3 protein-coding genes are annotated in these 3,948 nt (G+C 36.5%); all 3 read right to left on the bottom strand.

Annotated elements, in window-relative coordinates:
• Positions 1-78: 78 nt before the first annotated feature.
• Complete coding sequence (locus tag V7014_RS00140; protein ID WP_335502552.1) at positions 79-258, bottom strand: hypothetical protein; 180 nt, start codon at positions 256-258, stop codon at positions 79-81.
• Between the two features lie 111 nt (positions 259-369).
• Positions 370-1,269, bottom strand: a complete 900-nt coding sequence (locus V7014_RS00135) for an accessory Sec system S-layer assembly protein (protein ID WP_335502549.1) — start codon at positions 1,267-1,269, stop codon at positions 370-372.
• 208 nt (positions 1,270-1,477) lie between these two features.
• A complete protein-coding gene (gene secA2, locus V7014_RS00130) occupies positions 1,478-3,835 on the bottom strand; it encodes an accessory Sec system translocase SecA2 (RefSeq protein WP_335502546.1) in 2,358 nt (785 codons plus the stop codon).
• Positions 3,836-3,948: the final 113 nt, after the last annotated feature.

Below are 3,948 nucleotides of genomic sequence, written 5' to 3'. Positions count from 1 at the left end.
GCGCCAGTAAGAACCCGATTGATTCAACTAATAATCGGTCGGGGATGGACGAACACCCCCACCGATTAAAGTTTCACTTTATATAGTGTGTTCTTCTTTCACCTTGTGAACGTAATGAAAGGTGAAAGTTGTAACAAAAGATAAAATCATAACAGTGAAGAAAATGCTATGTGGAATATGGATATTTAGCAATGTTAATCCCATCTTCGCCCCAATGAAAGCAATCAGTATGTAAGCTGCCGTTTCTAACTCTGGCACTAAGCGTGATGAATAGAGTTGCAATTCCACGCATTAATAGAATTCCAAGCCAGAGGTTAATAGAAAAAAACAAAAAACAGACTCGTTCAATAGAACAAGTCTGTTTCATTATTAAGCTTCTACAGCTGCAACTTTCCACGTACTAAAATCAAGTTCTTCTTTTAAAATTAATGAGCTAGGGAAGATGAATGTCCAAGGTTTCGTTGTGTTTGCTTTTACTTCTAACTCATCTAATTTAAACGCTCCCTTTGCAACAATTTCTCCAGAAGCATCCCAAACTTGAAGTGGTAATTGCTGAATACTAATTGATTTAGGGCTACCATTTCTGATTAGCACTGTTACATGTAAATTACCATCGGGATGTTTAGCAGCTTGAAGTCCCATGAAGTTTACTTCACCGTGTTTAGGTGGAGTTAGCCCATCTACAATTTCTTTCAGTTGAGCTTTACCTTCAGAGCTTAAGCTTTTATCCCAAGATTCTGCAAGGTCTAGAGCATGCTTAGGTTTGATTTCAAAAGCAAGCGTCCAATCTGAAGTCGAGAACTCAGATTTCATTAAAGATTCTTTAGGAAATACAAATTGCCAAGGACGGCTGCTTGTTTTTGGTAATTCACCAAGTTCCGCCATATCAAATTCATGACGAGCGAATGGCTGCTGGTTATCGTCTAATAATAATAAAGTTACCTTTTCAAATGTGATGGCTTTATTTAGGCTATTACGGACAAAAGCAACAGCAATCAAATGATCGCCATCTTGCTGCAATTCAATTCCGGATAATGAAATTTGATTTGGTTTAAGTGGTGCTAATTCATTATTTAAGAAACGATATACATAGCCTTGTTCTTGAGAAAGCGCCCAAGAAGGATGTATTGATAATTCTGTTTCAATTTCTGTTTCTTGGTCGAAATCGATGTTATCGTCTTTTTGATTTAGTATTTCCTCTGATGAAACGGTGCTTTCTTTTCCTTCATTTTTTAGTTTTTTATTATTCTTACGAAATATTGAAAGCATAGTATTTCCTCCTGAATGTTACTGATTTATTTACTCTTGTTGTCAGCTCTCTATGTACTTTTATCCCGTTTTAACTGGCGCTAAGACTCCCACTTCAAAACGAAAGTAAAAGCAAAGACGCTTAAGTGGGGGATTAATCGCCAGTTAGAACCCGATTTGTTTTACTAATAATCCGTGGGGGATGGATGAAAACCCCCAAAGTTTCACTTTATTGCTGTAAGTTAATCAATTGCATTAAATGAGCTGTTTCTAAGGCGATGTATTTACCTATTTTGTTATAGGAAAGTGTGAATAATTCCAATCCTTCTTTTTGGTAAATACGCATAGGATCTTCTTGTTGATAATAACGAAGTCCAATACCTTCTTTTAAGCGTGCCATTAGCTCTAAGTGGCTAATCCATTGACGATCTAATACACCGATAATGGCATACTTTAATGAGTTCTGGAAGTCAATAGATTCTTCTCGTGCTTCTATTTGCTCGATATAGGCATCTAAGTACGGCTTCACAATATCATGAATATCTTGTTGGTTCGTAATTCGATCAACAAGTGTGATTTCATGAGTGGCTAGAATACTGTTGATTTCTTCTTGAATAGCTTGAATTGGCCAATCTTCTGGAACCACTTCTTCTTTACATGACTGCTCAATAGCATTGTTGACAGCAAGTGTAGTCATTTTTTTCGCTAGTTCAATAATTTCTTCTCCTGCAATTACTTTGTTTCTGATGGAGTAGATAATATTGCGTTGCTCATTGATCACATCATCCAGTTTTAGGTTGTATTCGCGCATTCCATAGTTTGAACCTTCTACAATACGCTGAGTACGATCAATGAATTCATCAATTGATTTATTCGTAATTAGTCCTGTAGCATCTGCTTTAAGTTTTTTGCTCATTTTTTCTATTTCTTCATGGGCAAAACGACGGAACATATCGTCTTCTAACGAAATAAAGAATTGAGTGCGGCCTGGGTCACCTTGACGTCCAGCACGACCACGTAATTGATTATCTACACGGCGACTTTCGTGTTTTTCTGTTCCTAATACGAATAGTCCTCCAAGTTCAGCAACACCTTCTCCAAGAAGGATATCCGTTCCACGACCAGCCATATTTGTTGCGATCGTAATATGATTTTTTTGTCCTGCTAGAGAAATCAAGCGAACTTCTTGCTCTACGCTTTTAGCGTTTAGGATTTCATATTCTAAATCTGCTTTTTTTAAATAATCGGCAACTTTCTCGGATTGCAGAATAGATGTTGTTCCAATTAGCACAGGTTGGCCTTTGCTGTGGCATTCTTTAACTTGTTCAAGCATCGCTTCGTACTTTTGCTTAGTTGTCATATACATGCGATCATTTAAATCTTCCCTAGCTTTAGGTCTGTTTGTAGGAATTGGCACAACCTGCATTTTGTATACTTCCATAAATTCTTTTTCTTCTGTTTTAGCCGTACCTGTCATTCCGGCAAGGGAAGGGTACATTCTAAAATAGTTTTGAATTGTGATGGACGCCTGTGTTTTGTTTTCATCTGTAAGAACTAGTCCTTCTTTTGCTTCAATTGCTTGATGTAGACCATCACTTAGTGAGCGGCCTTCCATAATACGACCAGTAAACATATCAACAAGTAAGATTTTACCTTCTTTGACAATGTAATCAACATCTCTTTGGAACATTACATGTGCACGTACACCTTGTATTACATAGTGGTATAGTGTTTGATGGTCTAAATCATATAAATTATCAACACCAAAAGCTTTTTCTATTTTTTCAATACCAGCATCCGTTAGATTTGTTGCTTTTGTTTCTTCGTCAAGAGAATAATGCTCGTCTCTTTTGAATGATTTCGCTAATCGGGCAGATATATAATGAAGGTCCGTATTCGCTTGCATCTTTCCAGCGATAATAAGCGGTGTCTTTGCTTCGTCGATTAACACGCTATCAACTTCATCAATGATGGCAAAGTGATAAGGGCGTTGTACTTTTTCTTTTGGATCGACAACCATATTATCTCGTAAATAGTCGAAGCCAAATTCTGTACCAACACCATAAGTGATATCTGCATTATAAGCAGCTTGTTTATCAGGAGTTTGCATTTGAGGTAGGTTTAACCCTACAGTTAAGCCCAAAAATTCATGAATCTGTCCGATAATTTCACAGTCACGATTTGCTAAGTATTCATTAACCGTAATAACATGAACGCCTTTTCCTTCAAGCGCTCTTACATAACTGGGAAGAGAAGCAACAAGTGTTTTTCCTTCCCCTGTAGCCATCTCGGAAATGTTTCCTTCACAGAGAACAAGTCCACCGATTAATTGTACATCGAAATGACGCATACCTAGCACACGTTTCGATGCTTCACGAACTACAGCGAATGCATCTGGAATAATATCTTGAATCTTTTTACCATTCTCTAGTTCACTTTTGAACGTAATGGTCATATCTTTTAATTGTTCATCACTAAACGCCTGATACTTTTCTTCAAGCGAATTAATCTGATCTACAATTTTATAATATCTTTTAAGTTTTTTTTGACTATTGTCAGTAAGTGAATTTTTTAAAAAGGATAACATGATGATTGAATGCCCCTTATATCTAAGTGAATTTTCTATTTTTTACAATATCTCTTATCTTACCAAAATTAAGTAACAAAAACTATACTATAGGAAAAGAAAGATTTGAGAAC

Source organism: Bacillus sp. JJ722 (genome assembly GCF_036963345.1).
GTDB lineage: Bacteria > Bacillota > Bacilli > Bacillales > DSM-1321 > Bacillus_AD.
Note: the sequence above shows the minus strand (reverse complement) of the source record. Positions and strands in the feature narration are given on the sequence as shown.